The 23,671-nt window shown below is 69.8% G+C and carries 24 protein-coding genes; 7 read left to right on the top strand and 17 right to left on the bottom strand.

Annotated elements, in window-relative coordinates; genetic code table 11:
• Nucleotides 1–21: 21 nt before the first annotated feature.
• The 4 genes from BBA86_RS13050 to BBA86_RS13065 all read left to right on the top strand — a co-directional run bounded on the left by BBA86_RS13050 (nt 22) and on the right by BBA86_RS13065 (nt 3,974).
• Nucleotides 22–405: a GntR family transcriptional regulator gene (locus BBA86_RS13050; protein WP_065571947.1), complete on the top strand. Its 384-nt coding sequence runs from the start codon at nt 22–24 to the stop codon at nt 403–405.
• Entirely contained in the window at nt 402–1,298 is an 897-nt protein-coding gene (locus BBA86_RS13055; protein ID WP_065571948.1) for an ABC transporter ATP-binding protein, read from the top strand. Before BBA86_RS13050 ends, BBA86_RS13055 begins: the two co-directional genes overlap by 4 nt.
• Nucleotides 1,295–1,990 (top strand): hypothetical protein, encoded by a 696-nt coding sequence (locus BBA86_RS13060; RefSeq protein WP_065571949.1) that lies wholly within the window; start codon nt 1,295–1,297, stop codon nt 1,988–1,990. The genes BBA86_RS13055 and BBA86_RS13060 overlap by 4 nt, the downstream gene beginning before the upstream one ends.
• A gap of 88 nt (nt 1,991–2,078) precedes the next feature.
• A complete protein-coding gene (locus tag BBA86_RS13065) occupies nt 2,079–3,974 on the top strand; it encodes an amylosucrase (protein WP_065571950.1) in 1,896 nt (631 codons plus the stop codon).
• 355 nt (nt 3,975–4,329) lie between these two features.
• On the opposite strand, the gene BBA86_RS13070 is transcribed toward BBA86_RS13065, so the two are convergent.
• The 11 genes from BBA86_RS13070 to BBA86_RS13120 all read right to left on the bottom strand — a co-directional run bounded on the left by BBA86_RS13070 (nt 4,330) and on the right by BBA86_RS13120 (nt 14,153).
• Entirely contained in the window at nt 4,330–4,620 is a 291-nt protein-coding gene (locus tag BBA86_RS13070) for a chorismate mutase (protein WP_065572319.1), read from the bottom strand.
• A gap of 38 nt (nt 4,621–4,658) precedes the next feature.
• On the bottom strand, nt 4,659–6,200 hold the full coding sequence (locus BBA86_RS13075) for an alpha-L-fucosidase (RefSeq protein WP_065571951.1): 1,542 nt from the start codon (nt 6,198–6,200) through the stop codon (nt 4,659–4,661).
• 74 nt (nt 6,201–6,274) lie between these two features.
• A complete protein-coding gene (locus BBA86_RS13080; RefSeq protein WP_065571952.1) occupies nt 6,275–7,036 on the bottom strand; it encodes a ComEA family DNA-binding protein in 762 nt (253 codons plus the stop codon).
• Complete coding sequence (locus tag BBA86_RS13085; protein ID WP_065571953.1) at nt 7,033–7,542, bottom strand: hypothetical protein; 510 nt, start codon at nt 7,540–7,542, stop codon at nt 7,033–7,035. Before BBA86_RS13085 ends, BBA86_RS13080 begins: the two co-directional genes overlap by 4 nt.
• Nucleotides 7,539–8,276 carry a 4Fe-4S single cluster domain-containing protein gene (locus tag BBA86_RS13090; RefSeq protein WP_065571954.1) on the bottom strand — a complete coding sequence of 246 codons (738 nt, stop codon included), beginning with the start codon at nt 8,274–8,276 and terminating at the stop codon, nt 7,539–7,541. The genes BBA86_RS13085 and BBA86_RS13090 overlap by 4 nt, the downstream gene beginning before the upstream one ends.
• A complete protein-coding gene (locus BBA86_RS13095) occupies nt 8,276–8,479 on the bottom strand; it encodes a DUF2997 domain-containing protein (RefSeq protein ID WP_065571955.1) in 204 nt (67 codons plus the stop codon). The genes BBA86_RS13090 and BBA86_RS13095 overlap by 1 nt, the downstream gene beginning before the upstream one ends.
• A gap of 26 nt (nt 8,480–8,505) precedes the next feature.
• Nucleotides 8,506–10,152 (bottom strand): AAA family ATPase, encoded by a 1,647-nt coding sequence (locus BBA86_RS13100; protein WP_223247102.1) that lies wholly within the window; start codon nt 10,150–10,152, stop codon nt 8,506–8,508.
• Complete coding sequence (locus BBA86_RS13105; protein ID WP_065572321.1) at nt 10,149–10,913, bottom strand: hypothetical protein; 765 nt, start codon at nt 10,911–10,913, stop codon at nt 10,149–10,151. The genes BBA86_RS13100 and BBA86_RS13105 overlap by 4 nt, the downstream gene beginning before the upstream one ends.
• Entirely contained in the window at nt 10,910–11,644 is a 735-nt protein-coding gene (locus tag BBA86_RS13110; protein WP_223247103.1) for a hypothetical protein, read from the bottom strand. The genes BBA86_RS13105 and BBA86_RS13110 overlap by 4 nt, the downstream gene beginning before the upstream one ends.
• A 100-nt stretch (nt 11,645–11,744) precedes the next feature.
• Entirely contained in the window at nt 11,745–12,863 is a 1,119-nt protein-coding gene (locus BBA86_RS13115) for a lactonase family protein (protein ID WP_065571957.1), read from the bottom strand.
• 3 nt (nt 12,864–12,866) lie between these two features.
• Nucleotides 12,867–14,153, bottom strand: a complete 1,287-nt coding sequence (locus BBA86_RS13120) for an adenylosuccinate synthase (protein ID WP_065571958.1) — start codon at nt 14,151–14,153, stop codon at nt 12,867–12,869.
• A gap of 106 nt (nt 14,154–14,259) precedes the next feature.
• Here BBA86_RS13120 and BBA86_RS13125 point away from each other — a divergent pair, with 106 nt between their 5' ends.
• From BBA86_RS13125 to BBA86_RS13135, 3 genes are read left to right on the top strand one after another with little or no spacing between them, the layout of a single operon-like run.
• On the top strand, nt 14,260–14,607 hold the full coding sequence (locus BBA86_RS13125; protein ID WP_065571959.1) for a PadR family transcriptional regulator: 348 nt from the start codon (nt 14,260–14,262) through the stop codon (nt 14,605–14,607).
• Nucleotides 14,604–15,545, top strand: coding sequence for a hypothetical protein (locus tag BBA86_RS13130; protein WP_065571960.1), 942 nt, complete (start codon nt 14,604–14,606; stop codon nt 15,543–15,545). The genes BBA86_RS13125 and BBA86_RS13130 overlap by 4 nt, the downstream gene beginning before the upstream one ends.
• Before the next feature lie 29 nt (nt 15,546–15,574).
• Nucleotides 15,575–16,282 carry a Pr6Pr family membrane protein gene (locus BBA86_RS13135; RefSeq protein WP_065571961.1) on the top strand — a complete coding sequence of 236 codons (708 nt, stop codon included), beginning with the start codon at nt 15,575–15,577 and terminating at the stop codon, nt 16,280–16,282.
• Here BBA86_RS13135 and BBA86_RS13140 read toward each other — a convergent pair.
• The 6 genes from BBA86_RS13140 to BBA86_RS13165 all read right to left on the bottom strand — a co-directional run bounded on the left by BBA86_RS13140 (nt 16,272) and on the right by BBA86_RS13165 (nt 23,599).
• Nucleotides 16,272–17,288 carry a LacI family DNA-binding transcriptional regulator gene (locus BBA86_RS13140; protein ID WP_065571962.1) on the bottom strand — a complete coding sequence of 339 codons (1,017 nt, stop codon included), beginning with the start codon at nt 17,286–17,288 and terminating at the stop codon, nt 16,272–16,274. The two genes, BBA86_RS13135 and BBA86_RS13140, sit on opposite strands and share 11 nt — an antisense overlap.
• Nucleotides 17,285–18,808, bottom strand: a complete 1,524-nt coding sequence (locus tag BBA86_RS13145; protein ID WP_065571963.1) for a sugar ABC transporter ATP-binding protein — start codon at nt 18,806–18,808, stop codon at nt 17,285–17,287. Before BBA86_RS13145 ends, BBA86_RS13140 begins: the two co-directional genes overlap by 4 nt.
• A 49-nt stretch (nt 18,809–18,857) precedes the next feature.
• The gene (locus BBA86_RS13150) at nt 18,858–19,886 is read right to left on the bottom strand and encodes an ABC transporter permease subunit (RefSeq protein WP_065571964.1); all 1,029 of its coding nucleotides are present in this window, start codon (nt 19,884–19,886) and stop codon (nt 18,858–18,860) included.
• A complete protein-coding gene (locus BBA86_RS13155; protein ID WP_065571965.1) occupies nt 19,883–20,932 on the bottom strand; it encodes an ABC transporter permease in 1,050 nt (349 codons plus the stop codon). Before BBA86_RS13155 ends, BBA86_RS13150 begins: the two co-directional genes overlap by 4 nt.
• Nucleotides 20,929–22,521 (bottom strand): sugar ABC transporter ATP-binding protein, encoded by a 1,593-nt coding sequence (locus BBA86_RS13160; protein WP_065571966.1) that lies wholly within the window; start codon nt 22,519–22,521, stop codon nt 20,929–20,931. The genes BBA86_RS13155 and BBA86_RS13160 overlap by 4 nt, the downstream gene beginning before the upstream one ends.
• Before the next feature lie 94 nt (nt 22,522–22,615).
• Nucleotides 22,616–23,599: an ABC transporter substrate-binding protein gene (locus BBA86_RS13165; RefSeq protein WP_065571967.1), complete on the bottom strand. Its 984-nt coding sequence runs from the start codon at nt 23,597–23,599 to the stop codon at nt 22,616–22,618.
• Nucleotides 23,600–23,671: the final 72 nt, after the last annotated feature.

Here is a 23,671-nt window from a genome sequence, read left to right on the forward strand (position 1 = left end):
TAACGAGAACGCGGAGTCGGAATGGTCGACGAAGGACGCCCGCTCTTCCTGCAGATCGCGGAGAGCGTCGAGGACTCGATCATCGACGGCAGCCTGTCCGAGCAGGAACAGGCTCCGTCGACGAACGAGCTGGCGGCCTTCCACCGCATCAATCCGGCCACCGCGGCGAAGGGAATCGCGATGCTCACCGACAAAGGCGTCCTCGTGAAGCGCCGCGGCATCGGCATGTTCGTCGCCGACGGCGCTCGCGAGCTGCTCCTCACCGAACGGCGCTCGGCCTTCGCCGACCGCTACCTCGACCCGCTTCTGGACGAGGCCCGCAAGCTCGGCCTCGGACCCGACGACCTCGCCCGCCTCCTGGCGGAGCGCGCTCGGACCGCCACCACGAAAGGAACGTCACGATGACCGCCGTCATCGAGGTGAAGAACCTCACCAAGCGCTACCGCGACACGATCGCCGTCGACGATGTGTCGTTCGCGATCGAACGCGACGCCATCTACGGACTGCTGGGCCGCAACGGTGCCGGCAAGACGACCGTGATGTCGATCCTCACGGCCCAGAACTTCCCCACGTCGGGCGAGGTGCGCGTCTTCGGTGAGGCGCCGTACGAGAATGCCACCGTCCTCAGCCGCATGTGCTTCGTGCGCGAGAGCCAGAAGTACCCCGACGATGCGACGCCGACGCACGCCTTCCACATCGCGCGGCTGTTCTACCCGAATTGGAACCAGGCCGTCGCCGACCAGCTCATCCGCGAGTTCCGTCTGCCGGTGAAGACCCGCATCAAGAAGCTCTCGCGCGGTCAGCTCTCGGCCGTCGGCGTCATCATCGGGATCGCCGCGCGTGCCGAGGTGACCTTCTTCGACGAGCCGTACTTGGGACTGGATGCCGTCGCCCGCCAGATCTTCTACGACCGCCTCCTCGAGGACTACGCCGAGCATCCCCGCACGATCATCCTGTCGAGTCACCTCATCGACGAGGTCGCGAACCTCCTCGAGAAGGTGATCGTCATCGACGGCGGTCGGATCATCATGGACGAGGACACCGAGTCGATCCGCGGGCGTGCGTCGACGATCGTCGGCGACACCGCCGTCGTCGAGGAGTTCGTCGCCGGTCGCGAGGTCATCCACCGCGAGAGCCTCGGCCGCATCACCAGTGCCACCGTGATCGGCGCGCTGAGCGCCGAGGACCGCAGCGAGCTCGCCCTGGCGGGACTCGATGTCCTGCCGGTCTCCCTGCAGCAGCTCATCGTGCGGCAGACGCAGAATGCCGCTCACACCGACGAAGGAGCACTCCGATGAACCGCACCCTCAACGTCGTGCGCATGCAGCTCGTCAACCGCGCCACCTACATCTGGGTGCCGCTGATCATCCTCGGCGGCACACTCGTCATCAGCCTCGCGATCTTCGGGCTCATCGCCAGCAGCGGAGCCGACGCGGAGATGTTCGGCGGCGGCGCTCAGGCACCGCTGTGGTACTTCGGTGTCGTCGGCGTGCAGGCGCTCACCCTGACGTTCCCCTTCTCGCAGGCGATGAGCGTCACGCGGCGCGAGTTCTACCTCGGCACCCTCCTCACCGCCGCGCTGACGTCGTTCGTGCTCGCCGTCCTGTTCATCGTGGGCGGCCTCATCGAGCGGGCGACGAGCGGCTGGGGCCTCGGCGGCTACATGTTCTATCTGCCGTGGGTCTGGTCGCAGGGCCCCGTCGTCGCAGGACTGTTCTTCTTCGGGCTCGCGATGCTGTTCTTCGTCGTCGGGTTCTGTGCAGCGACCGTCTACAAGCGCTGGGGCAACCTCGTCCTCACCATCGTCCTGGTCTCGCTGGGCTTCGTCATGATCGGCGCGATGTGGCTGGTCGGGCAGTTGCGGGCGTGGGACGACCTGTTCGCGTTCTTCGGCTCGCTGACACCGATCGCGCTGACCGGCGTCATGGTCCTCGTGGGCGCGATGCTCGCCGCTCTGTCGTATCGGATGCTGCGCCGCGCGATCGCCTGAACCCGCACCCACTGGCGCGGCCGGGGATCGCATCTGCGGTCCCCGGCCGCGCTACGATGCGGATCATCGACCCGACGCTGGGAGCCCCATGGCACGTCTGAGCCCCGATCCGACCCTCGATCTCCCCGCGGCCAGAGCCGCGGTCGAAGACGAGCTGGGTGGACCGGATGCGGAGTTCGACGCGCGACTCGACGACGCCCTCCCCGTCCTGCATGACCTCTTCCTTCAGCTCTACGGCGAGCGCGCGGACGGCCGGGAGGCTCTGGCCGCCGTGGTCGCATCAGCCGCCGCGAGTTGGCGTGACCGCCCCGACGATCTCAGGGCGCTCGACCGGAGGCGCCTCGCCGAGCCGGACTGGTTCCTGTCGGAGAAGATGCTCGGCGGCGTCTGCTACGTCGACCGGTACGCGGGGTCCCTCAGCGGCATCCGGGAGCGCATCCCCTACTTCCAGGAGCTGGGGCTGACCTACCTGCACCTGATGCCGCTGTTCGATTCCCCCGAGGGGAACAACGACGGCGGCTACGCGGTGTCGAGCTACCGCGCCGTCGACGACCGCCTCGGCACGATGGACGACCTCGCCGCCCTGTCGGCGGATCTGCGCGAGGCGGGCATCTCGCTCGTCGTGGACTTCATCTTCAATCACACGAGCAACGAGCACGAGTGGGCGCGGAAGGCCGTCGCCGGCGTCCCCGGGTACGAGGACTTCTACCTGATCTTCCCCGACCGGACGATGCCCGATCGCTACGAGCAGACGGTCCGCGAGATCTTCCCCGACGATCACTCCGGCGCCTTCGTGCAGCTGCCCGACGGACGCTGGATCTGGGCGACGTTCTATCACTTCCAGTGGGACCTGAATTATGCGAACCCGGCGGTGTTCCGGGCGATGGCGGGCGAAATGCTGTTCCTCGCGAACCAGGGCGTCGAGGTGCTCCGCATGGACGCCGTCGCGTTCATCTGGAAGCGCCTCGGCACCACCTGCGAATCGCTCCCCGAGGCGCACCTGCTGCTTCAGGCGTTCAACCAGGTGCTGACGCTCGGCGCGCCGTCGGTCCTCTTCAAGTCCGAGGCCATCGTCCACCCCGACGAGGTCATCACGTACATCTCCCCCGGGGAATGCCAGCTCTCCTACAACCCGCTGCAGATGGCGCTGGGGTGGGAGGCCCTGGCGACCCGCGACGGACGCCTCCTGCAGAAGGCGCTCGACGAGCGTCACGCCCTCCCCGCCCACACCGCATGGGTGAACTATGTCCGCAGCCACGACGACATCGGCTGGACCTTCGCCGATGAGGATGCCGCGACCCTCGGCATCGACGGATACTCCCATCGCCGGTTCCTCAACGACTTCTACGTGGGGCGGTTCCCGGGCACGTTCTCGCGCGGCGTGCCGTTCCAGGAGAATCCGAAGACCGGCGACGCCCGTGTGACCGGCACGACCGCGTCACTGGCCGGCGTGGAAGCAGGCGATCCGGGCGGCGAGGACCGCGTCATCCTCGCCCATGCGCTCGCGCTGTCGACCGGCGGCATCCCGCTGCTCTACCTGGGTGATGAGCTCGGGCAGCTGAACGACTACAGCTACCGCGACGACCCCGCGCACGCCGGGGACAGCCGCTGGGTGCACCGTCCTCCGGCGGACCCCGACGCGTTGGCCGCGCGACACGATCCGTCGACGGTGGCGGGCCGCATCCATTCGCGACTCACCGCGCTGATCGCGGCCCGTCAGCGCACACCGGAGTTCGCGGGCAACCCGCTGACGCCGTTTCACACCCTGCATCCGTCGGTGGTCGGGTTCCAGCGCATCGGTGAAGACTGCACGGTGCTCGTGCTGGCGAACGTCGGCGACGATGCGGTGACGATCGACCGCGAGACGCTCTCGGGGTTCCAGGCCGCGGCGACGGACGTCGTCACAGATGCCGCTGTCGATCTGTCCGACGGCCTCGAGCTCGCGCCTCACGGCTTCCGGTGGCTGCGGGTGCAGCCGGCCTGACGCGCGCCCGTGACGGGTGTCACGGGATGCAATGGATGCCGCGCGGGACGCCGCGGCATCCATTCATCCACCGGCGTGTCGCCGCGGATCCATTGCATCCGTGAACGCCGGCGGCCGGGGCTCAGCGCTCCTCGGCTCCTAGCTGTCCGCTCTCGCGGCACCCCCTCCCGGCTCGCAATGGTCCGCGAGAAGAATGCCGGCCAGGCGCTGGCGCGCGATCCGCTGCCGCTTGCGCGGGCGTCGACCGTCAACGGATGCAATGGATGCCGCGCGGCGCGCCGCGGCATCCGTTCCTTCACCGGCGTGTCGCCCAGAATCCATTGCATCCGTGAACGCCGGCGACGCAGCCAGAGGCTCAGCGCTCTTCGGCCGCCTCGGTGTGGTGGCGGATGACCTCGGCGACCACGAAGTTGAACCACTTCTCGGCGAACTCGGGGTCGAGGTCGGCCTCGAGAGCCAGCCGGCGCAGACGCGCCGTCTGCTGCTCCTCACGGGAAGGGTCGGATGCCGGCATCCCGTGCTCCGCCTTGAGGACACCGACCTGCTTCGTGCAGCGGAATCGCTCGGCGAGCATGAAGACGAGGGCGGCGTCGATGTTGTCGATGCTGGATCGCAGGGTCTGCAGCTGGACGTTCGGGTCGGTCATGATTCCTCCGGCGACGAGAGTACCGCGGTCGGTGATGGTCACCCGTGCAGGAAGTCCTTGCGTGCCGGCTCGTGCACGGGTTCGAGCCAGAGCTTCACGACGACGCCGACGGCGGACGGCGGCGTCTCGGGCAGCGTGACGCGCAGGGCGTCGGCATCCTGCGACCACTCCGCCGACCCCGCGCCGAGGACGGTGAGCTCCGCGATCCGGCGTCCCAGCAGTCCACTCGCCCGCCCCCACGAGCGGATCGTCGCAACGCCGTCCTCGGGCCAGCGCAGCACCGTCGCGTAGACGTAGTCGCCGGTGACGTGGGTCCGGGTCGTGAAGCGCACGTCCTCCGAGGTGTAGGGCGCGAAGGCGTCGTCGATCATCGACCCGGCGACGACTTCGGTGGGCCCCTCCCCGGGGATCAGCCACGGCCGCGTCCCGAAGATCGCCTCGCCGTTGACCGCGAGCCAGTCGCCGATCCCCTCGAGCAGCTCGCGCTCCGCGGGGGCGATCGTGCCGTCGGCCTTCGGCCCGATGTTGAGGAGCAGATTGCCGTTCTTCGCGACGACGTCGACCAGCTCGCCGACGAGGCCGTCGAGGCTCTTGTAATGGTGGTCCTCGATCCAGCCCCACGAGGTTTTCCCGACCGAGCTGTCGTTCTGCCACACGTCGGGACGGATGCCGGGCATCGCCCCGCGCTCGATGTCGTAGACCGCGCTCCCCTCGGCGAACGCCGTCCACTTGTAGTTGATGACGACCCCGCGGCCCCACTCGGCCGCGCGGTTGTAGTAGTAGGCGGCGAGCAGGCGGATGTAGGGCTCGAAGGCGGGCTGCTCGAGCCACCAGTCGAACCACAGCACCTGCGGCCGGTAGGCGTCAATGATCTCGACGGTCCGCAGCAGCCAGTCCTCGAGGAACTGTTCGTTCGGCGCCGTCTCCTCGCGTTGCGCCGGACCGTACAGGTCGAAGAAGCGCGCGTCGCGGACGTCGGAGTCGAACCGCATCCCGCCGTTCATGAAGAACCAGTGCTCCGCCCGGTGCGACGAGGCTCCGCGCACCATCCACGCGTCGTCGACGGCCGTCATGAGCTCGCCGAACACGTCGCGTCGCGGGCCCATCTGCGCCGCGCTCCATCGGGAGCGGGCGGTGTCGTACATCGCGAAGCCGTCGTGATGCTCGGCGACGGGCACGACGAACTGGGCGCCCGCGCGACGGAACACCTCCGCCCACTCGGCGGGGTCGAAGCGGTCCATCGTGAACGAGGGGATGAAGTCCTTGTAGCCGAACCGGTCGTGCGCCCCGTAGGTCGCGCGGTGGTGCTCGAACGCACGGTCAGCCTCGAGGTACATCAGGCGCGAGTACCACTCCCCCTGCGCCGGGACCGACGGGATGCCCCAGTGGATGAAGATCCCGAACTTCGCATCGCGGTACCAGAGCGGCGCTTCGTACGCGCGCAGCGATTCCCATGTCGCGTCGAACGGGCCGGCATCGATGACGGCCCGGACCGCGGCGAGCGCCGCCGAGTTGTCGCTCACGTCGACGCGGGGAGGGAGGGATGCCGGGTCGAGGGGCTCAAGGGGGGAGTCGGCCATGCCACGATCCTGGCCGCGACCCGCCACGATTGCAACGTTGGAAACGCGGTCCTCAGAGGTCGCCCAGGGATCCCTCAGAGATCCACGCGACGCCCGAAGCGTCGCTCGCCCCGCGGCCGCGGGGAGCACGTCGCCGCGGAGCGCAGGCGGACGATCTCGTGCGGCTGCAGGCCCGCCGCCTCGCCGAAGTCCTCGACCGACACGAAGCCGCCGTTCTTGGTGCGCACCTTCACGGCGCGACGAGCCTTGGTGCGGTTGAGCCCGGGCAGATCGGCGAGCTCGTCCGCGGTCGCGGTCTGCACGTCGACGGGCTCCGCCGGTTCCGCGGTCGCGGGCGTCTGCAACAGGTCCGAGGAGGTGGCGCCGACGGCATCGGCCAGCCGGATCGTCTCGGGCAGCGGTGCGACCTTCGCGGCGGAGGCGGTGCGACGGGAGCGCCTACTCGGCGCGGTGGCACGCTCGGACCGCGAGGCCGAACGACGGGAGTCGCGGCTCGACGACCGATTCGACGAGGGGGTGCGCCCGCCCGCGACTCGGCGCTCCCACCGGGCCCGCAGCCAACCGGGGTTGAGCATGAGCGCGCCGACGATGCCGCCGAGGTGGGTGATCGCGTTGACGATGCCCGTGAACGGTCCCCACAGCTCGACGAGGACCGTGAGGGCGAGCACGCCACTGGCCGAGCCGATCACCCATGCCGCACGTCTGCGCGACGCGGTCGCCACCACGAGGAAACCGAGCCACGCGACCGCCGGTCCGATGAAAGGGAGGAGGAGCCACGAACTGGTGCCGATCAGCCAGCCCCAGGTCGGGACGTCCTCGCGGGACGACGTGGTCACGCGTAGTCCCGCACATTCAGGACCATGGTGACCGTGTCGTCGTCATCGCGCGTCTCCGACACGAGCTCGAAGCCGGCTCGGTCGGCGCGGGAGCGGATGCGCTCGGCGACCGCGCGCTGCACGTGCCGGGCGTAGGCGGCATCCAGCCGCGTCATCAGCGCGGTCGCCTCGGCCTCGGTCACCTCGTGTCCGTCCACGCGCGACAGGTGCGCACCCCAGACGCCGTCCTCGGTGCGCGACATCACGACCTCGATGCCGTCGATGGTCGCGGTGAGGACGCCGTCCGAGATCGACGCATCCGTGGCGCCGAGGTCGGCGAGCGCGGCCTCGAGCAGGTCGGGGTCCTTCATCCGGGTCTGCACCGCGATCGGCACCGCCTCGGTCTTCCCCGGACCAGGCGTGTTCTTCGCGCCCGAGTTCAGGGCGATCGCGCCGAGGGCGCCCGTTCCGCCGACGGCTGCGGCGGCGGCGAGCGCGGCGGGCAGGAGGATCAACGAAATGCTCATCGGGTGGTTCCCTTTCCCACGGATGCGGCGCGGTCCCCGCGCACACCCAGATCGTCCAAGAGGTCGGCGAGCGCGGCATCCGTCGCCCATCCGTTGACCGAGACGGCGCCGTCGGCCGAGATGCGCACCTCGAGCGAGTCGCGCCCCCCGTCGCGCACGATGCGCTCGACGTCCGCCGCGTACCGAGGGGTGAGCGCGCGGATCGACTGATTGCGCGACCCGATCCACGGTCGTCGTGTGTCGGGGAGGTCGGCGAGGTACGGGCCGTCGCACAGGAGGTCGGTCGCCGCCAGCAGCCGCGCGACGTCGTCGCGGTCGGCCGACCACGACCGCAGTCGGTCGAGCGTGTATCCCGAGAAGGCCATGACCCCGAGACCTGCGGCGCGGAACGCCTCGGCCACGACGGCGAGCGCGCCGGCCTGGTCGAACGGTTCGCCGCCCAAGAGGGTGAGCCCTTCCGACCCGGCGGCCCGAGCCTCATCGACCCAACGCTCGGCGAGGTCGGCCGGATCGCCCTGCAGCGCACCCCGGGCGGCCCACAGGTGCGGGTTGAAGCATCCCGGGCACCGCACTGCGCATCCCTGCACCCAGACGGCCGCGCGCACGCCCGGCCCCTCGGCCGCCGTCGCCGGGACGAAACGTGACCAGCGCAGCGCCACATCGCCGCGCGGAGGCGGCACGCTCCCGAGAAGGCTCACCTCCCCACCGACGCCGAGCGACTGGGTGACGGTCATCAGTCCCGGTCCTCCTGGAAGAAGGAGTCGGATGCCGCCGTGCTGGTGCGCGTGTAGTCCTCGGTGAACTGCGACGAGGTCGTCTCGGCGTCGAGCAGCGCTTCGAGCTGCTCGATGTAGTCGAGGCACTCCGGCCCGGTCATCCCGAAGGTCTCGGCCGCGACGGATCCATCGGGCCGCAGCTGCACCACGAGCTTCTTCATATCGACTCCCGTTCCTCGCCCGACGATCAGTAGTCCACGGTACGACCGCCGCGGCGCGACGACAGGACGCCGTGGCCCTCCGCCTCGATCCCGGCGCCGTCGAGCGCATCGAGGTCCTCCGCGCCCGTCGCCCCGACCGCCCGCTGGGCCGCCCAGGCCCGGATGCGCTGGATCTCCTCCGCTTGGGTCACCGCGAGGGGGATCATCGTGTCGACGACCCGGGACACGACATCCGTCGTGATGGTCTTCCGGTCGCTGAAGCCGTCGTACAACGCCGCGACGACGGCCTGCTCGATCTCGGCGCCCGAGTGGTTCTCACTCGCGGCGACGAGAGACGAGATGGCCGCCGGATCGCGAGCGACCTCGCCGAGACCGTTCGCCGACGTGGCGTGCGCGGAGAGCTGCAGCGTCCAGATGGCCTCCCGTTCGACCGCGGTGGGCAGGTCGACGAAGAAGATCTCGTCGAAGCGGCCCTTGCGCATGAACTCCGGCGGCAGGGCGTCGATGTTGTTGGCCGTCGCGACGACGAAGACGGGGTGCTTCTTCTCCTGCATCCAGGTGAGGAACGTGCCGAATACGCGTGCCGTCGTGCCCGAGTCGCCCTGACCCGTCGTGTTCGAGAAGCCCTTCTCGATCTCGTCCACCCACAGGATGCAGGGCGCCACGGCCTCGGCGGTCGCGATCGCGGTGCGGAGGTTCTGTTCACTCGAGCCGACGAGCCCTGAGAAGATCCGGCCGATGTCGAGCCGCAGCAGCGGCAGCCCCCACGACGCCGCCGTCGCCTTCGCGGTCATCGACTTGCCACAGCCGGGGACGCCGGTGATCAGCACACCCTTCGGCGAAGGCAGACCGTATTCGTGTGCGCTCGGGAGCCACGATCCGTTGCGTCGCGCAAGCCAGCGCTTGAGGTTGTTCAGCCCGCCGACGTCGTCGAGGTCGAGCTCGCCGGTGACGAACTCGAGCACGCCGGACTTGCGGACGACCTGGCGCTTCTCGTGGAGGACGATCGTGATGTCGTCGGCGGTCAGCGTGCCGTCGTCGACCATCGCCTGCGCGAACGCGTTCTCGGCTTCGGCCATCGTGAGCCCGAGCGCGGCCTGGACGAGCGCCTCGCGCGCTGCGTCGTCGACATCCACGCGGATCTCGCCGGAATTGTTGGCGATCATCGTGTCGAGCAGCTCGCGGATCTCCGCCGCGGTGGGCAGCGGGAAGTCGAACAGGTGGGTGAGCTCGTCCAGCTCGGGCGGGATCACCCGCACCGGCGCCGTGACGACGAGGGTGCGCGACACGTCACCGTGGCGGAATTCGAGCGCCGTCTCGCGGACTGTCCGCACGATCGCCGGGTCGCCGGATCGGTGCTCGCTGCCGAAGTAGGCGTGCAGGTCGCAGAAGATGAAGACGCTCGGGTCGCTCACTCCCGCCGCATGCTGCAGCGCCCGCGCGGGATTCGTCGTGTTGGAGACGCTCTTGCCCTCGGGGTCGATCAGCCCCAGGGCGGACGTCCACGTCCACACGCGGCGGCGGTTGCGCTGGGCGTGCGCGGCATCCGTGATCGCCGCGACGGCGCGCACCTCCTCGGCCGTCTCGAGGTACAGCAGCGGCAGGCGGGCTTTGAAGGCCGCATCCAGCGTGGCGTCGAAGGTCACGTCGGTTCCCTTTCGTGTGGTGGTCATGGTGAGTCGGATGCCGGTTCGTCGAGTCGGATCGTCCACGTCCCCGAGCCGTCGTCCGAGTCGACACGGAAGACGACCCGATCGCTCGGCGGCCAGGACGATCTCGTGTCGACGTCGTCGAATCCCTGCGCGACGTCGGTGGCGGCCTCTCCGGGGTAGAGGGCTTCGACTCCGAAGAAGCCGTCGCCCTGGTAGACGAAGCGTCCGCTGAGGGCCTCGCCGTCGTAGACGAGGAGGGCGGGTCCCTCCCCCGACACGGTCCTGCCCTCGACGGGCGTCGGCGTCTTCCGGGAGACCGTCGCGCGCCAGTCGGTCAGCCGCGGGGCGAACCAGAGACGACTCGCGTGGTCGCCGGCGACGAAGGTGAGCGAGCGCGACCCGGTCACGAGGCCGATGTAGGTCGGCCGGTCTTCGGTGGTATTCACGTCGACGTCGGTCTGCTGATGGACGTGGAGGTAGTTCCGCTGGCCCTGAGTGAGCGGGCCGATGACCCAGACGTCGTCGCCCGCCGGGAGGTCGAGGTACCCGGTGCCCGCCGTCCCGATCAGCGTGTCGCCGTCGACGCGGACCTCCTGCGCACCGGGGTCCGCCCACGGGCGGTTCTCGTACTCGTTCGGATTGGTGAGCAGCAGGTCTCCCGTCGCCGGGTTGATGCCCACGAACGGCACGACCATGAACGCCAGGACGATGGCGACGACCGACCCCGCGAGGAAGGTGATCGTCGAGAAGCGTCGGATCCGGGCATCTGCGGCCGCCGTCATGGCGTCACCGTCGGCGTCGGCGTCGATGCGGCGTCGGTCGGGAACTCGATCCGCCACGCGGTGTCGTGCCAGGACTCGATGTAGAAGAGGACGAGGGGCGAGTCCCGCCAGGCGATCGACCGGTCGAACGGTGAATCTTCATTCAGCGGTCGTTCGCTTCCGTGGGCGGTGACGGCCTGAATCGAGAGGTTGTCGCCGCCGCGTGCGCTCACGCGCGCCGTCGTCGCGCCGCCGTCGTGGGTGAACATGAGGGTCTGCGAGCTCGAGAGCACATCATCGGCACGTAGGCCCCGGTCGAACCGCAACGACGCCTCCCACGTCTCGTCGGACGGGCCGTCGATCCACAACTCGACGTCAGGCTGCTCGACGAGGATGACGACCTGGCCGTCCCGCAGCGGTGAGAAGCGCGGCGGCTCGCCTCCCTCGCCCTCTGTGACCATGCGGCCGTCGGTACCCGTGACCCAGACGGCGCTGACGCGAGTGCCCTCGGCGGGGGTGAGGATGATGGGGGTGTCGACGTCGAGATCGGTCAGCCTGATCACCGCGCCGTCCGGACCCCGGTACGTGTCGGCTTCGGGCTCCTCCGCGACGACGGGGTCGGGGTTCGTCCACGGCGACAGCGCGTACTCACCACCGGCGCGACCGATCGGACCGGCCTCGAAATCGCCGGCACCGGCGTATCCGAGAGCGATCAGCCCGGCGGTCACCAGACCGACGGTGGTGATCAGCACGGTGAACCCCTCGAGGCTCGGCCCCGTGGACCGGGCCGCCCTCGTCCGCCCACCCGCGCTCATGAACCCCTCCGGTCCGACACGTTACCGGGACGCCCGATCACGCAGGGAAGGGTAGGAGCACGGTCGGCGCCGGTGCTATTGTCCGGTGCCGCACGCGACCCGGAACGCCCGTCCGGTCGTCGATCGCGAGCGACACGACCTCGTCGGCGTGCTGCCCGGCGACCAGCAGCGTGTCCCGTGCCACCACGTGATGACGCGGCCACACGGTACCGGATTCGGCCAGTGCCACCGGCGTCAGCGTCTCGCCCGCACCGCGCACCTTCACCGTCGCGATCGTGTCGCTGCCGCGCAGTCCCGCATAGAGGTGCACGCCGTCACGCGACATCGCGAGCTCGGCTCCGGCATCCCCCGGGTACGCGCCCAGCTGAGCTCCCCCGACCAGGCGCCACATTCCCGACGCGTCCGGCGCGAGAGCGAAGACCTCGTTCGAGTGCTCGGTCACGACGTAGAGATGCCCGCTCGGGTGCGCACGCAGGTGGCGCGGTCCGGTCCCCGCGGGCAGGTCGAGCCGCTGGATCTCGCGTCCGCCGCGCCAGAACCGAACCAGGTCGAGCCCGGTGTCGGTCGTCGCGATGAGACCTCCAGGGAGGGATGCCGCCTGATGGGCGCGCGAGGGGCGTCCCGACGTCTCGGCCTCCGGTTCGTCGTCGGTGTCGTCGTCGGCGTGCGGCACGAAGTCCGCGTACTCGTCGCCGACGATCGCGCGCAGGGCCCGCGCCGCGGAGGCGAGATCGGATGCCGGGGCCCCGTCGGCGACAGCCGCCCAGCGACGCGCGGCGCCGGGTCGCCCGTCGGGAGCCAGCGCGACCCGGACGACGCCGCCGTCGCCGTAGCAGGACACGATCACGGCGTCCTCGAGAGCGAGCAGGTGGCACGGGCTCTCCCCGACGGCCACCTCCGCACCCAGCGGCGCGAACGTGGTGTCGCCGGTGCGCCGGTAAGCGCGCACGGTGCCCCGGCCCTCGAGCGCGGCGTAGACGACGTCGAGGGATGGATGCCGCGCGATCCACGACGGCGACTCCGCCGCGACGACGTCACGGCCGACCCCGAGCGGACCGCTCGCGAGCGGTGAGTCGGCGCCACCGGCATCCAGCAGCCCGATGCCCGTCGCCGATCCGCCCATGTCGGCCGAGTACCCGCCGAGCAGGAACCGCACGGGTCAGTCGAGCAGGTCGTGGCGCACGATGACCGCGTCACGCGCGGGGCCGACGCCGATCACCGAGATGCGGGTGCCGCTCATCTTCTCGAGCGCGAGCACGTAGTCCTGCGCCGTCTGCGGCAGATCCTCGAACGTGCGGGCGGTCGAGATGTCCTCGTCCCAGCCGGGGAAGTTCTCGAGGATCGGCGTCGCATGGTGGAAGTCGGTCTGGTTGACCGGCACCTCGTCGAACCGCTCGCCGTCGACGTCGTAGGCGACGCACACGGGGATCTCCTTGAGCCCGGTGAGGATGTCGAGCTTGGTGAGCACCAGGTCCGTGATCCCGTTGATACGCGTCGCGTACCGCGTGATGGGAGCGTCGTACCAGCCGACGCGGCGCGGACGGCCGGTCGTCGTGCCGAACTCGAAGCCGCGGGAGCGCAGGAAGTCGCCGTCCTCGTCGAAGAGCTCGGTGGGGAACGGGCCCGACCCGACACGCGTCGTGTACGCCTTCACGATGCCGACGATGCGATCGAGACGGTTCGGGCCGACGCCCGATCCGGTCGAGGCGCCGCCCGCCGTCGCGGACGACGAGGTGACGAACGGGTAGGTGCCGTGGTCGATGTCGAGCATCGTGGCCTGGCCGCCCTCGAAGACGACGACGTCACCGGCATCCAGCGCCTCGCTCAGCAGCAGGCCGGTGTCGCAGACCATAGGGCGCACGCGCTCGGCGTACGACAGGAGGTCGTCGACGACCTCGTCGACCGTGATCGCGCGGCGGTTGAAGACCTTCACCAGGAGGTGGTTCTTCTGGTCGAGGGCACCCTCGACCTTCTGGCGCAGGATGTTCTCGTCGAAGAGGTCCTGCACGCGGATGCCGGTGCGGTTGATCTTGTCGGCGTAGGTCGGGCCGATGCCGCGACCGGTCGTGCCGATCATCTTCTTGCCGAGGAAGCGCTCGGTCACCTTGTCGAGGGTGCGGTGGTACTGCGTGATGATGTGCGCGTTGGCACTGACCTTCAGTCGCGAGACGTCGACACCGCGGGCCTGCAGGGCGCCGAGCTCGGCGAAGAGCACCTCCAGGTCGACGACGACGCCGTTGCCGATGACGGCGTTGACGCCGGGCGACAGGATGCCGCTGGGCAGCAGGTGCAGGGCGTACTTCTCGTCGCCGATCACGACGGTGTGGCCGGCGTTGTTGCCGCCGTTGAACTTCACGACCCAGTCGGTGCGCTCACCCAGGAGGTCGGTGGCTTTGCCCTTGCCCTCGTCTCCCCATTGAACTCCGACGATCACGATGCCTGGCATGGGTCTCCCCCGTTATCGGACGGTTACACCCCATCCTATCCGGCCGGGTGACAAGCGCCGAAGGCGGGACTGGTGCATACTCTGCCCGTCAGAGTATGGTCGCCTCATGACGCAGGAGATGCGGGAACCGACGTTCCTCATGCTGACGGCTCTCGCCGACGGCCCCAAGCACGGTTACGCCCTGATCGAAGAGGTGGACCGCGTGTCCGATGGTCACGTCCGCCTCAAGGTCGCCACCCTCTACGCCGCCCTCGATCGCCTCGAGAAGGAGGGCACCATCCGCATCGCTCGTGAGGAACGGGTGCAGGGGCGCGTCCGCCGCTACGTGGAGCTCACCCCCGACGGCGTCGGTCTGCTCGCCGAGGAGGTCGCGCGACGCGAGGTCACCGTCGCCGAGGCCCGGCGCCGCCTGTCGCTGCGGCCCGCGCGCCCCGCGTTCGGAGGTGCCCTGTGACCACGATCGACGACACCCCCTGGCGCCGCGCCCTCCGGGCCTACCCGCTCTCGTGGCGCGAACGCCACGGCGAGGCCATGCTCGGCACGCTGCTCGACGAAGCCGAGGCGCAGGGCCGGGAGGAGCCCTCCCGCGGCGAGCGCATCGCGCTGATGCGGAGCGGCCTCGTGGTCCGCGTCCTGGGGTGGATGCCGCCGGTCACCCGCGAGGCCCTCGCCACCGCGTCCGCAGCGACCGGGCTCGCCCTCGCCGTGATGTTCGGCGTCTTCAGCGGGTTCAGCACTCGTATGGACGGGCGTCTTCCCGCGGAGGGGCAGAATCCCGACCTGCAGGCGAGCCCCGGGCTCATCGTGGCCGGGCTGTGGGCGATCGCGTTCGTGCTGATCCTCTGCGGCGCGGCTCGGGCGGCGCGCATCGCCCTCGCGGCCACCGCCACGGCCGGCGTCGCGGTCTTCATCTACGCACAGCTCGACCCGCTGGCCGGTCCTCGCGCGATCACGACGGTGACGCTCACGGTCGTCGCCCTGCTCGGCCTGCTCGCGCCGGTGCGTGCCCGCGTCGCGGCGGCCGTCACGGCAGCGGTGACGACCGGCATCCTCGTCGCCTTCCACCTCTTCTTCGAGGTGGGTGTCGGCGAACCCTCCGAAGCGATCTGGCTGCGAGTCCTGACCGAGGAGTTCACCGGCTTCCTCGCGGCCGCCCTCTGGGGGCTCGCCCTGCTGGCGGCCGTCGCGCGCGCTCGCGCCGTCGCCCGTCGCATCGGAGGCGCCGCCGTCATCTGGACGATCGTCTGGCTGATCCGCTTCATGATGTGGGACCTCGCCACCGCGACGCTGGGGGTCGCCGCCGTCATCGCGGTCGCATCCGTGGGGGTGGCGATCTTCCGGGCGGGGGCACGTCGAGGGCGCGAGGTGCACCCTCGGGAAGGCGCCGCCTGACCCCGCCCGTCGCGCGCTAGGGTTCCGTCATGCGTACCCGAACGTGGCCGACAGTGTGGTCGGCTCTCCGGCTGATCGCGGCCGCTCTCATGATGTCCGCCGTCGTCGCCCAGTTCGTGACGACAGTCCGGACCGCGATCGCGAACGACCGCGACGTCGCGACGACGATCGCGAACTTCTTCAGCTTCTTCACGATCCTCTCGAACATCGTCGGCGTCCTCGCGCTTCTCGCGGCGGTCATCTGGTTCTGGATGCGGCCATCGCACGAGGAACGCGAACCCGCCGGTGTCGCGCTCGGCCTCGCCGCGGCGACGACGTACCTCTTCATCACCGGCGTCGTCTACAACCTGCTGCTGCGGGGGTTCCCGACATCCGACGACCACGTCGCGTGGGCGAACGAGATCCTCCACGTCGTCGCACCGCTGTTCCTCCTGCTCGACCTCTTCCTCGCCCCCACCCGCAGCGCCCTCCCCTGGCGATCGGTCGTCGCGATCCTCGCCGTCCCGATCCTCTGGATCGGCTACACGCTCGTGCGCGGACCCCTCGTGATCGACCCGACGGACGGGGTGGCGTTCTGGTACCCGTACCCCTTCCTCGACCCGAACGGCGTGGGCGGCTGGGGCGGAGTCGCCGCCTACATCGTCGGGATCGCGATCGCCTTCGTGGTGATCGGCTCGCTCGTCGTCTGGGTCGGACGCCTGCGCGCGCGGTCGACGCGCGTCGCCGTCACCGCCTGACGGCAGCGGAGGACTCCCGCACGATCAGGTGCGTGGGGAGGGGTGTGTCCTCGGTGAGGGCATCCGGTTCCTCCACCGCGAGGAGGACCTTCTGCATCATCAGTTCCCCGAGCGCACGGAAGTCCTGCCGCACCGTGGTCAGCGGCGGGGACAGGTAGGCGGCCTCGGGCACGTCGTCGAACCCGACGACGGCCACGTCGTCCGGAATGCGCAGGCCCCGGGATCGGAGCGCCGACAGCAGGCCGATCGCCATGTGATCGTTGCCCGCGAACACCGCGTCGCCGGGCGAGACGTCGAGGCTCCGGCCGATGTCGGCGCCGCTGGCCGCCGTCCAATCGCCGTGGATCGGCTCGACGACCGCGAGCTGATGCGCCGAGAGCTCGTCCCGCCACCCGCGGATGCGCTCGACCGCATCGGGATTCCGCGACGGGCCGGCGATGTGCAGGATGCGTCGGTGCCCCGATTCCGCGAGATGGCGCACGGCGGAGCGAGCGCCGCGGTACTGGTCGATGGACACGAGCTGGCGGTTCCGGCGCTGGGTGGCGGCAGCGGCCACCATCGGCACGCCGAGGTCGAGGCCGCGGACGACTTCGAGGACACCCAGATCCGTCACGACCAGCACGATCGCGTCGACGCGTTGCCGGAGCAGCCCCTCGACGACGGAGCGGATGCTGGCGGCATCCGTGTCGGGAGCCGTCACCGAATCGACGGAGTACCGCTCGACGCGGGCCGCGACGTTGAAGTGCATCGCGATGGAGGTGGGCCCGAAGTCCGCCGTCCCGGGCGTGATGAGACCGATCGTCCGGGTGCGCTTCGTGACGAGCGCACGAGCGGCCGGCGACGGGCTGTACCGCAGCTGCGCCATCGCCTGCTCGACCCGCGCACGCGTCGCCGGCCGGACGTTCGGAAGGTCGTTGAGGACCCGCGACACCGTCTGGTGCGAGACGCCCGCCAAGCGCGCGACGTCGAAGATGTTCGCGGACTTCGCGCCGCGCTCGTCGCTCACGTCTCGTCCTCCGGGCGGGCGACGAGTGCGAGAAGCGAGTCGACGGTGAGCGACTCCGCGGGGATCGTGTCGACGAGGCGCCCCCCACGCATGACGGCGACGCGGTTCGAGACGCGCAGCACCTCTTCGAGCTCCGCCGAGATGAACAGCACCGACAGCCCGTTGTCGGCGAGGTCGGCGACGAGTCGCTGGATCTCGACCTTCGCGCCGACGTCGATGCCGCGCGTCGGCTCATCGAGCACGAGCACGCGGGGCGAGAGGGCGAGCAGGCGCGCGAGCAGGACCTTCTGCTGATTGCCGCCCGACAGCGTCCCCGCGGGGCGATCGGGGTCGGCGGGCCGGATGTCGAGCGCCTCGATCCAGCTCATCGCGAGCTCCCGGCGGCGCGCGTTGCCGAGCCGGTGCAGGATGCCGCGGTCGGCCTGCAGCGCGAGCGTGATGTTGTCCTGCACGCTGAGGTCGCCGATGATCCCCTCGGTCCGGCGGTTCTCCGAGGAGTAGACGATGCCCTGACCGATCGCCCGCCGCGGCGTCGGAAGGTGGGCGGGAGCACCGCGCACCTCGAGCACACCGGCATCCGGTCGGTCCACCCCCGTGAGCGCACGAGCCAGTTCGCTCCGGCCCGAACCGAGCAGCCCCGCGAGCCCGACGACCTCGCCCTCGCCGATCGTCAGGGTCGCGTCGAGGAGTGCGGCCCCGGAGACGAGACCCCGTCCGGCGAGCGCGATCGGGACGGATGCCGCGGCATCGTCGCGCTGGTGGACGTCCATCTCGTCGGCCCCGCGACCGAGCATCTTCTCGACGAGGTCGATGCGCAGGAGCTCCGCCGGGACGTACTCGCCGATCAGGCGCCCGCCGCGGAGAACCGTGATGCGGTCGCAGATCTCGTAGACCTGGTCGAGGAAGTGGGAGACGAACAGGACCGCGACGCCCCGAGCGGTCAGCTCTCGGATGACGCGGAAGAGCTCGGCGACCTCGTCGAGGTCGAGGCTCGACGTCGGCTCGTCGAGGATGACGACGCGGGCGTCGACCGAGATCGCACGGGCGATCGCGACGAGCTGCTGCACGGCGAGCGAATGACCTGACAGGCGGGTACGCGGGTCGATCTCGAGCCCGAGACCCTCGAGGATCTCGGCCGCACGGCGGTGGGTCTCGCGCCAGTCGATCGCGCCGAAGCGTCGGCTCTCGCGGCCGAGCAGCACGTTCTCGCCGACCGTCAGGTTCGGGAGCAGGTCGATCTCCTGGTAGACCGCGCTGATCCCGGCGGCCAGCGCGTCGGCCGGCGAGGCGAAGTGCACCGGCTCACCGCCGACGCGGATCGTCCCGGCATCCGGTCCGAGCGCCCCCGTGATCGCCTTGATCAGCGTCGACTTGCCGGCCCCGTTCTCACCCATGAGCGAGTGGACCTCGCCCGGCAGCAGCCGGAAGTCGACCGCGTCGAGCACGGTCTCCGCGCCGAAGCGAACGGTCGCGCCGGTCACTTCCACGACCGGCGCGACCGCTGCTTCGCGCGCATCCATACGGACCATCATGCCCGCGGTGAGCCTCCCCCGAGGTTCGCCGCTGCGATCACCGTGACGTTCGCGCCGTTCGGGCGACCAGCAGACGCTGCACGACCACGAAGACGAGCAGCAGCGCTCCGATCGTGATGCGCGTCCAGGACTGGTCGACGCCGAGGAACGAGATCGCCGTCTTGATGGTGCCGTAGACGAACACACCGATCATCGAGCCGAGCACGAACCCGCTGCCGCCCGTGAGCAGCGTGCCGCCGATCACCACTGCGGCGATCGTGTCGAGCTCGGTCCCGATGCCGTTCAGCGGGTAGGAGGCCCCGGTGTACGCCGTGAAGACGACGCCGGCGAGCCCCGCGCACACCCCGCTGATGACGTAGGCCAGCAGCTTCGTCCGCACCACGGGCAGACCCATGAGGCGCGCCGACTGCTCGTTGCCGCCGATCGCGTAGATCGTGCGTCCGAACCGCGTGAACTGCAGGATCAGGATGCCGACGACCACCACGACGAGCGCGAGTATCCCGGTCGGGGTGATGTAGAAGCTGCCGGGACCACCCTGCATGCGGGTCGACTGGAGCCAGAGGATCGCCGGCTCCTCGACGCGGATCGACGAGAGGCTCACCATGAACGCGAGCCCGCGGGCCGCGAACATCGCCGCGAGCGACGCGATGAAGGGCTGCACCCCGAAGTACTGGACGAGCACCCCGACGAACAGGCCCATCAGAGCCCCGAGGACCAGCATGACCGGGATGACGACGGCCACCGGCATCCCCTGGCTCAGCATGCTGGCACCCAGCATCCCGGTGAACGCCATGACCGCCCCGACCGAGAGGTCGATGCCGCCGGTGAGGATGACGAAGGTCATGCCGACCGCGAGGATCAGCAGGTACGCGTTGTCGAGCAGGAGGGCCGACAGCACGCGCGGCGTGACGAAATTGCCGAAGTAGGCCTGCGCTCCGATGAGCATCGCGACGAGGATCACGACGGCCGCGAAGACGGGCACCCACGAGGCGTGCCGGCTGCGGAAGCGCTGGATCGTGTCGGCGAATCCGCCGGTCCGGCCGAGGTCTGCGGTGATCGCGCTCATGAGGCCACCTCCGCGGTGCGACGGGTGCCGCCCCGGACGGCATCGGCCCCCTTGGCGAACAGCGAGCGCGTGCGCGGCGACTGGACGAGCACGACGATCACGACGACGATCGCGAGGAACAGGGGGCTGACGGCAGGCGGCACCCCGAGGAAGGTGATCGTCGACTTGAGCGTCTGGATCGTGAAGACGCCGACGACGGTGCCGGCGATCGTGAACTTGCCGCCCATGAGGCTCGTTCCGCCGAGGACGACGGCGAGGATCGCGTCGAGCTCGATGTAGAGGCCGGCGGCATTGGCATCGGCGGCCATGATGTTCGACGAGTAGAGGATGCCGGCGAATCCGGCGAGCAGACCGCTCGCCGCGTACGCGCCCCAGATGATGCCGCGCGAGCGCACGCCCGCGAGGCGGCTGGCCTCGGGGTTGATGCCGACGGCCTCGGTGAGGACGCCGAGGGCCGTGCGGCGCTGCAGCACCGCGACGATGACGATCGCGATGACCGAGACGTAGAAGGCGAACGGCAGACCGACGAGGTACCCCTGCGCCATGAACCGGTAGGGGGCGCTCGTGATGGTCGTGATGAAGCCGCCCGTGATGAGGAGGGCGACACCGCGACCGGCGAGCATGAGCACGAGGGTCGCGATGATCGGCTGCACCCCGACGACGGCGACGAGGAAGCCGTTCCAGACCCCGAGCAGCAGAGCGACGAAGACGGCGAGCGCGATCGCGACGAGCACGGTCGACAGGTCTTCGGGAGCGGGCGAGGCGGAGATGTAGGTCAGCGCGACCGCGCCCGACACCGCCATGATGGCCCCCACCGAGAGGTCGATGCCGCGCGTCGCGATGACGAGCGTCATTCCCAGGGCCACGAGCATGAGGGGTGCGCTGTTGCGCAGGATGTCGAGCAGCGGGCCGTAGAGCTGCCCGTTCTGCACCGTGATCGAGATGAAGGACGGCCGCGCGATCGTGTTGACGATCACGAGCACGAGAAGTGCCGTGATCGGCCAGACGAGGCGGTGCGCCAGGAAGCGCTTCAGGGTCGGGTTCATGCCGCTGTCTCCGGGTTGAGGCGAGACGACGTCGTCTCGCCGGACTCTTGCGCGATGAGGGCGACCAGATCGTCGACCGTCACGTCGGTGGCGTCCAGTTCGCCGATCTTAGAACGGTCGCGCAGCACCACGATGCGCTGGGCGATGCGGACCACCTCCTCGAGCTCCGAGGAGATGAAGACGACCGAGAGGCCCTCGGCCGCCAGCTCGGCGACCTTGCGCTGGATGTCGGCCTTCGCGCCGACGTCGATGCCGCGCGTCGGTTCGTCGAGGATGATCAGCTGCGGGGCCGTGGCGAGCCATCGGGCGAGCAGCACCTTCTGCTGGTTGCCGCCCGAGAGGTTCCGCACGAGCGCGTTCGGGTCGGCGGGGCGGACGCCGAGCGCCGAGATGTACTCCGAGACGATGGCGTCGCGCTCTGCTTTGCCGATGGGACGCATCGCGCCGCGCTTGGCCTGGATGCCGAGGACGATGTTCTCGGCGACGGTGAGGTCGGCGATGATCCCCTCGGCGCGACGGTCCTCGCTCGAGAAGGCGATGCGCTTGTCGATCGCGTTCCGCGGGTTGACGATTCGCGCGGCATCCCCCCGTACTTCGTGGGTGCCGGCGTCGGCGCGGTCCGCGCCGTAGACGAGGCGGACGAGTTCGCTGCGGCCCGAGCCGAGCAGACCCGCGATGCCGACGACCTCGCCCTCGTAGACCTCCATGTCGACGGGTTCGATCACGTTCTTGCGTCCGAGGCCCGCGACCCGGAGGACCGGCGTCGCCGTGCGGTCGATCTCGCGCTCGGACGTGCGCGACAGGGCCTCGAGCTCGTCGAGCTGGCGGCCGATCATCTTGGCGATGAGCTCGCCCCGCGGCAGCTCCGCCGGCAGGTACTCCCCCACCAGCTGGCCGTTGCGGAGGACCGTGAGGCGGTCGGAGATCTCGTAGACCTGATCGAGGAAGTGCGTGACGAAGAGGATGGCGACGCCGCGGTCGCGGAGACCGCGGACGACGGTGAAGAGCTGGTCGACCTCGCTGCGGTCGAGGCTCGAGGTCGGCTCGTCGAGGACGAGCACGCGGGCGTCGGCGACCGTCGCGCGGCTGATGGCGACGAGCTGCTGCACCGCGATGGAGTGCGACGACAGCGCGGACCGCGGGTCGATGTCGAGCCCGAGGGCGGCGAGGTAGCGCGTCGCCTCGCGGTGGGTGGCCCGCCAGTCGATGAAGCCCGCTCGCCGCACCTCGCGGCCGAGCATGACGTTCTCGCCGACCGACAGGTTCGTGCAGAGGTTGACCTCCTGGTAGACCGTGGAGATCCCGGATGCCTCGGCGTCGGCGGTCGAGCGGAAGACCCGCTGCTCGCCCGCGACCTCGATCGAGCCGCCGTTGATCGCGTAGACGCCCGTGAGCGCCTTGATGAGCGTCGACTTGCCGGCGCCGTTCTCGCCCATGAGGGTGTGGACCTCACCGGCGCGGAGCGTCAGGTCGACCCGGTCCAGGGCGAGCACCCCGGGGAACCGGATGGTGACGTCCCGCATCCGCACGACCTCGTCGTGCTGCGGGGCGGTGGCCGGGGACTCCGGCGTGGCTGCGACATCGACCATGAGGCGCGCCTTTCCGTGATGACCGCCGGGGACCGGAATCCGGCCCCCGGCGGTGGTTCGGTGATCCGAGCGGATCGTGAGGGGTGGCGACCGATCAGTACGGGCGGGAGTCGAGGACCTCGGCGGCCTGCTCCTGCGTGAACGACTGGTCCTCGACGATCGTGCGCTTCTCGACGGTCTTGCCGTCGACGACGGACGTGACGAGCTCGGCCGCCTTCTCGCCGAGCAGCGGGTTGCACTCGACGATGAAGTTGAATTCGCCGTTCGCGAGGGCGGTCATGCCGTCCTTCACCGCGTCGATCGTGACGATCTGGATGTCCTTGCCCGGGGTCAGACCTGCCGCCTTGATGGCGTCGAGCGCGCCGAGGCCCATGTCGTCGTTGTGCGCGAACAGGACGTTGATGTCCTTGCCGTACTTCTGGAGGTAGCCCTCCATGACCTTCTTGCCGCCGTCACGGGTGAAGTCACCCGTCTGCGAGTCCATCACCTTGACGTCTGTGCCCTCGATGGCCTCGTTGAAGCCGGTGGCACGGTCGAGTGCGGCCGACGAACCCGTCGTGCCCTCGAGGACGACGAGGTTCGCGCCCTTGCCGTCGAAGTTCTCCTTGACCCACTCGCCGGCGGTGCGGCCCTCCTGCTCGAAGTCGAGACCGACCCACGACGCGTACAGGTCGTCGCTGGCCGAGACCGTGCGGTCTTCGAGGATGACCGGGATGCCGGCATCCTTCGCCTCCTTGAGGACGTCATCCCAGCCGTCGACCGTGATCGGGGCGATGACGATCGCGTCGACGCTCTGGTTGATGAAGTTGCGGACCGCGGAGATCTGCGCCTCCTGCTTGTTGTCGGCCGCGTTGAAGATCAGCTCGAAGCCGTTCTCCTTCGAGAAGGCCTTCTTCATCGACTCGGTGTTCGCCGCGCGCCAGCCCGACTCCGACCCGGTCTGCGCGAAGCCGACCTTGATCAGGTCGCCGCCCCCGCCGTTGCCGCCTGCGCCCGGTGCGGTGTTGCCTGCGCAACCGGTGGCGACGAGCGCCAGTGCCCCCAGCATGGCCGCTGCCGCGAAAACAGTCTTCTTCATCCCAAAACCTCCTTGTTCGGGTCCGGCTCACCGCCGGTGTTCCGGGCCGCCGTGGCCTTCGGTTGCTCGAAT

This window comes from Microbacterium oleivorans (genome assembly GCF_001691565.1).
GTDB classification, from domain to species: domain Bacteria; phylum Actinomycetota; class Actinomycetes; order Actinomycetales; family Microbacteriaceae; genus Microbacterium; species Microbacterium oleivorans_B.